This window comes from Mesorhizobium sp. M2A.F.Ca.ET.067.02.1.1 (genome assembly GCF_004023285.1).
Classification (GTDB): Bacteria; Pseudomonadota; Alphaproteobacteria; order Rhizobiales; family Rhizobiaceae; genus Mesorhizobium.
In genome coordinates, this window is record NZ_RZSB01000344.1 from 1 (window position 1) to 6,174 (window position 6,174).

Consider the following 6,174-nt stretch of genomic DNA (forward strand, 5'->3'; position numbering starts at 1 on the left):
TTCTGGGCCTGAACGGCATGCTTGCGACGCCGATCGTCGACGGCTCGGGCGTCGCCGACGCGCTGGCCGGCATGGTCGGCGGCGGCAAGCTGATCCACAGCCTGCTGGTCATGCTGATGATCCTGGCGCTGGTGCTCTGCATCATGACGGCGATGGCTGGCTCCTCGCGCACGCTCTACCAGGGCTCGGTCGACGGTTGGCTGCCGCGCTATCTCAGCCATGTCAACGAGCACGGCGCGCCGACGCGGGCGATGTGGACCGACCTGATCTTCAACCTGATCGTGCTGGCCATCGCCTCGGCCGATGCGACGAGCTTCTTCTTCATCCTCGCCGTGTCGAACTGCGGCTATATCATCTTCAACTTCCTCAACCTCAATGCCGGCTGGATCCACCGCATCGACAACGGCCACATCACGCGGCCGTGGCGGGCGCCGACCTGGCTGCTCGGCATCGGCGCCATCTTCGCCTATGTCAACGCGATCTTCATGGGCGCCGGCGCCAAGGTCTGGAACCCGATGGCGCTGTGGGCCGGCCTGATCACGGCTGCCTTGATCATCCCGGTGTTCTGCTTCCGCCATTACATCCAGGATGGCGGCAAATTCCCCGACCATATGATGGCCGATCTCGGCATGGCGGGGGCCGACCTCTCGGTCAAGAAGGCGGGCATGCTGCCCTATCTGACGCTCGCCGCCGGCGTGATCGTGATGCTGATCGCCAACTGGGTGTTCGTCATCTGACGTGGCAACCCGAACGAAACGGGCGCGCCTCGGCGCGCCCGTTTTCTTTTGCGAGTTGGTCGAAGCAGAGATCAGCCGGCCTTACGGACGGCCCTCCTCTTCAAAGAACCGGTTCGGCGGCCGCTTCAGGCCGAGATTCTCGCGCAGCGTCGATCCTTCATAGTCGCGCCTGAAGATCCCGCGACGTTGCAGCTCGGGCACCACCTTCTCGGCGAAGTCGTCGAGCCCGGCGGGCAGATAGGGGAACATGACATTGAAGCCATCGGAACCGTCGGTGAGCAGCCATTCCTCCATCTCGTCGGCGATGGTTTTCGGGGTACCAACGAAAGCCAGTCCGGAATAGCCGCCGAGCCGCTGCGCTAGCTGGCGAACGGTCAGGTTTTCACTGCGCGCCAGTTCAATGACGCGTTCGCGGCTGCTCTTCGAGGCATTGGTCTCCGAAATGTCCGGCAACGGTCCGTCCGGATCGAAACCGGACGCGTCGTGGCCGAGCGCGATCGACAGCGAGGCGATGCCGCTCTCGTAATAGACGAGGCTGTCGAGCTTCGCGCGCTTGGCCCGCGCCTCCTCGACACTGTCGCCGACGATGACGAAGGCGCCGGGCAGGATCTTGATGTCCTCGCGCGCGCGGCCAAGTTTTTCCGCTCGGCCTTTCACGTCGGCAAGGAAGCGCTGGCCGGATGCCAGGTCGGGCGGCGCAGCGAAGATCACCTCCGCCGTCTCGGCGGCCAGTTGGCGTCCGACGTCAGACGCGCCGGCCTGGACGATGACCGGCCAGCCCTGCACCGGCCTGGCGATGTTGAGTGGCCCTCGCACCGACAGATGCTCGCCCTTGTGGTCGAGCACATGGAGTTTCGCCGGATCGAAATAGAGCCCGCTCTCCGCATCGCGGATGAAGGCGTCGTCGGCAAAACTGTCCCACAACCCGGTAACGACATCGTAGAACTCGCGCGCCCGGTGGTAGCGCTCGTCATGCTCGACATGCTCGTCGAGGCCGAAATTCAGCGCCGCGTCGGGATTGGACGTGGTGACGATGTTCCAGCCGGCGCGTCCGCCGCTGATATGGTCGAGCGAGGCGAAGCGGCGGGCGATGTGATAGGGCGCGTCGAAGGTGGTCGAAGCGGTGGCGACCAGGCCGATGTGGTCGGTGACGGCGGCAAGCGCCGAGAGCAGCGTGAACGGCTCGAAGGACGTTACCGTGTGGCTGCGCCGCAGCGCCTCGATCGGCATGTTGAGCACCGCCAGATGATCGGCCATGAAGAAGGCGTCGAACTTGGCCGCCTCGAGCGTCTGCGCGAAACGCTTGAGATGCGCGAAGTTGAAGTTGGCGTCGGGATAAGCGCCCGGGTAACGCCAGGCGCCGGTGTGAAGACTGACGGGGCGCATGAAGGCGCCGAGCCGCAATTGCCGTTTTTCTGACATGAGGAATGATCCAGCGATGACGAGCGTTGCCGCTCCGATATTAGCGCAGGATCGGCCTGCATCGCGCCGCTGAAAAGGAATTCTGTTTTGCCGAAGCCCTGCCGCGGAGCATTTTCGCCCGGCTGGCCTTTATGCGGATCATCCGCCACCGGCTTTCGCCGATGGCGGATGATCCAAGGTTGCCACCTTATCGTTGGAGCATGATCTCTTTTGAACCGAAGGTCAGCGCAGCAAAAACCGCTATGCACTTTTCGGGATCATGCATTATTCCGCGGCCAGTGCCAGCTGCGGCCGTTCGATGCCTTCGATCTTCTCCGGCTCCGGCGCCTGCTCGTCGGTCTTGGCCTTCTTCGGCGCACGGCCGAAGAACAGCGCGTAGCCGGCCGGCAGCACCAGGATGGTGAGCACGGTCGCGACCAGGATGCCGCCCATCATGGCGTAGGCGAGCGGTCCCCAGAAGACGGCGCGCGAGATCGGGATCAGCGCCAGCACGGCGGTCAGCGCCGTCAGCATGATCGGCCGGAAGCGGCGCACCGCCGCACCCACGATCGCTTCCGATCGGTCCATGCCTGCCGCGATGTCCTGATCGATCTGGTCGACCAGGATGATCGAGTTGCGCATGATGATGCCGAGCAGCGCGATGACGCCGAGGATGGCGACGAAGCCGAAGGGCGCGCCGCTGATCAGCAGCGCCGCGGCGGCGCCGATGATGCCGAGCGGACCTGTGGCGAGCACCAGCATCGACTTGCCGAAATGCTGCAGCTGGACCATCAGCAGCACGACGATGATGGCCAGCATGATCGGCGCCTTGGCGGCGATCGAAGCCTGGCTCTCGGCCGAATCCTCGGCGCCGCCCTGGATCTCGATCTTGTAGCCGGGCGCTAGGCCGGCGCGCAGGTCCTTCATGTCGTTGTACATCTTGGTGACGACGTCGTTCGACTGCACGCCGTCCGGCAACGTGGCGCGCACGCTGATCGTCGGCAGGCGGTCGCGTCGCCATTCGACGCCCTGCTCCATGACCGGCACGACCTTGGCCACCTGCGAGAGCGGCACCGAGCCGCCGAAGTCGGTTGGGATGTAGACGGAGTCGACCGAAGACAGGAGATGGCGGGTCGCCTCCGGCTCGCGGGCGACGATCGACACCGTCTCCTCGCCGTCGCGGAAGTCGTCGAGCGCCGCGCCGGACATGGTGGCCTGCAGCACCTGGCGGATGCGCTGCGAGGTTACGCCAAGGGCGCGAGCACGATCCTGGTCGATCACCAGCTTCATTGCCGGCACCGTTTCCAGCCAATCGTCATGGATGGCGCCGAGCAGCGGGTTGGCCTGGAACTTCGCCTTCACCTCGTCGGCGATGCGGCGCACCTCCTTGCGGTCCGGACCCATGATGCGCATCTGCACGGGCCAGCCCGTCGGCGGTCCAAGGAACAGGCGGTCGACCTTGCCGCGGATCGAGGGGAAGTCCTTGGCGAGGATGCCGCGCATCTTGACGATCAGCCGCTCGCGCGCCGGCTCGTCCTTGGCCATCACCAGGAGCTGGGCGAAGTTGGGATTCCTGAGCTGCTGGTCGAGGGGCAGGAAGAAGCGCGGGGCACCTTCGCCGATATAGGTGGCGATGAAGCGCTTGTCGGGATCGTCCATCATTTTCGCTTCCAGCGCCTTGGCCTGGTTCTCGACCTCCTTGATCGAGGTGCCTTCCGGCAGCCAGAGATCGACGAGGATTTCCGGACGCGAGGATTGCGGGAAGAAATTCTGCGGGATGAACTGGAAGGCCCACAGGCTGGTGGCGAAGGTGACCAGGGTCATCACCAGAACGATGATGCGGTGGCGCACGGCCCAGGCGACCGTCGCCCGCAGGCGGCGGTAGAAGCCAGTGTCGAAGACATCGTGGTGGGTGCCGGCATGCTTGCGCTGCTTGAGGATCATGTAGCCCAGCCACGGCGTGAAATAGACCGCGACGAACCACGACACGATCAGCGCGATGCCGACGACATAGAACAGCGTGCGCACATATTCGCCGGCAGTGGATGCCGCGAAGCCGACCGGGATGAAGCCCGCCGTGGTGATCAGCGTTCCAGTGAGCATCGGGAAGGCGGTCGATGTATAGGCGAAGCTCGCCGCCTCGATCTTGACCAGCCCTTCCTCGAGCTTTCGTTCCATCATCTCGACGACGATCATGGCGTCGTCAACCAGGAGACCGAGCGCGATGATCAAAGCGCCGAGCGAGATGCGCTGCAGGTCGATGCCGATCTCGTACATGATGGCGAAGGTGGCGGCCAGAACCAGCGGGATGGCGATGGCGATCACCAGGCCCGAGCGCCAGCCGATCGACAGCAGCGACACGGCGAGCACGATGAGCAGCGCTTCGCCGAGCGCTTCCATGAATTCGCTCACCGCGTCCTTGACCACCTCCGGCTGATCCGAGATCTGGTCGACCGAAACGCCGTAGGGCAGCCCGGCCTCGAAGCGCTGGTAGGTCGCCTCGACATCCTTGCCGACGTCCCTGACGTTGAAACCCTTGGCCATGACGACGCCGACCTGGACGCTCTCATGGCCGTTGAAACGGTATTTGCGCTCATAAGGGTCTTCGAGACCGGACGAGACGGTGGCGATATCGCCGAGACGCGTCACCTGGTTGCCGGAGCGCAGCCTGAGCTCGCGGATGTCTGCGGCCTTGGTGACGTCGCCCTCGACCGAGATGCGCACCGAGCGCAGGCCGGTGTGGACCGAGCCCGCCGGAACGACAGCGTTCTGCCCCTTCACGGCGTTCTGCAAGTCGACGATGGTCAGGCCGCGCTCGGCCAGCGCCTTGGACGAGACGTCGATATAGATCTTCTCCGGCTGGTCGCCGATGATGACGGCCTTTTCGACGCCGGGCGTCGTCAGCAGCATATCGCGCGCCTGGATGGCGAACTTCTTCAGCTCCGGATAGGTGAAGCCGTCGCCGCTGATCGAATGCAAGGTGATGAAGGTGTCGCCGAACTCGTCGTTGAAATACGGACCGAGCAGGCCTTGCGGCAACTCATTGGAAATGTCGCCGACCTTCTTGCGCACCTGATAGAAGGCGTCCTTCACCTCCTCGGCATTGGTGTCGCCTTTCACCTGCAGCATGATGATGGTGCTGCCGGCACGCGTGTAGGAGCGCACGAAATCGAGATGCGGCGTTTCCTGCAGCTTGCGCTCGATCTTGTTGACGACCTGGTCCTCCATGTCCTGGATCGAGGCGCCGGGCCAGATCGCCTGCACCACCATGATGCGGAAGGTGAAGTCCGGGTCTTCCTTCTGGCCCATGCGCATCAGGCCCATCGCGCCGGCCAGGATGATCAACCCGAACAGGAAGCGCGCGATGCTCGGATGTCCGATCGCCCAGCGCGAGAGATTGAAGGGGCGCTTTTCAGTGCTGCTGTCGGTCGTGGTGGTCATGGCGCAAGTCCAGTCCAATTGGCCGGCAATGCATAGCTGGCATTGCCCGTGAATTCTCGGTCGGGTTTCCGGGCGGCGAGACCCTCAAGCGGAGAGAGACTCGCAAATCGCGCTGGACGCGGCACTGCCGCGGGGGGGAGCCAACATGCCGGCATCCCGCGATCGGGTGTTCGCCGCCCGGAACCCATGCCCTTCCCCGGCTCGCGGCTCGAAGCAGCGAGAGCGGGAAAGGCGTCTGTTACGCCTGGCTAGTGCAGGCTGCCGGTGGTTGCGACATCCTCTGCCGCCGAGGCGGATTGCTGGGCGTCGCCGGAAAGCTTGACCTTCAGGTTTTCGGTCATGAACTGGGTGCCTGCCGCGACCACGACATCGCCCTGTTTCAGGCCGTCGGCCACGGTGACGCCGTCGGCGGTGAAGTTGGCGACCTTGATCGGGCGCGGATGCACGGTGTCGGAGGCGCGGTCCACCGTCCAGACGATCTGCTTGCCGTCCTTTTCGGTCATCGCGGTGAGCGGGATCGAGACGAGCTCAGCCTTGCTGCCGACGATCGCCTGGACATTGGCGGTCATGCCGAGCAGCACGCGGGGATCGTTGG

3 protein-coding genes and 1 pseudogene are annotated in these 6,174 nt (G+C 64.4%); 1 reads left to right on the forward strand and 3 read right to left on the reverse strand.

All coding sequences use genetic code 11. From position 1 onward, the window contains the following. The coding region (locus EOA28_RS21525) for an APC family permease (protein ID WP_148670790.1) at nucleotides 1-737 on the forward strand (737 nt) is incomplete at its 5' end. A gap of 81 nt (nucleotides 738-818) precedes the next feature. On the opposite strand, the gene EOA28_RS21530 is transcribed toward EOA28_RS21525, so the two are convergent. From EOA28_RS21530 to EOA28_RS21540, 3 genes and pseudogenes are all read right to left on the reverse strand, one after another. Next, complete coding sequence (locus EOA28_RS21530; protein WP_127251339.1) at nucleotides 819-2,159, reverse strand: LLM class flavin-dependent oxidoreductase; 1,341 nt, start codon at nucleotides 2,157-2,159, stop codon at nucleotides 819-821. A gap of 264 nt (nucleotides 2,160-2,423) precedes the next feature. After that, nucleotides 2,424-5,579: an efflux RND transporter permease subunit gene (locus tag EOA28_RS21535; RefSeq protein ID WP_128315237.1), complete on the reverse strand. Its 3,156-nt coding sequence runs from the start codon at nucleotides 5,577-5,579 to the stop codon at nucleotides 2,424-2,426. 248 nt (nucleotides 5,580-5,827) lie between these two features. Beyond that, nucleotides 5,828-6,174, reverse strand: a pseudogene (locus tag EOA28_RS21540) (efflux RND transporter periplasmic adaptor subunit); the annotation flags it as partial.

Excerpts from the sequence above, each read along its gene's own strand:
- EOA28_RS21535 (WP_128315237.1), bottom strand. The coding sequence starts at position 5,579 with ATGACCACCACGACCGACAGCAGCACTGAAAAGCGCCCCTTCAATCTC.
- EOA28_RS21530 (WP_127251339.1), bottom strand. The coding sequence starts at position 2,159 with ATGTCAGAAAAACGGCAATTGCGGCTCGGCGCCTTCATGCGCCCCGTC.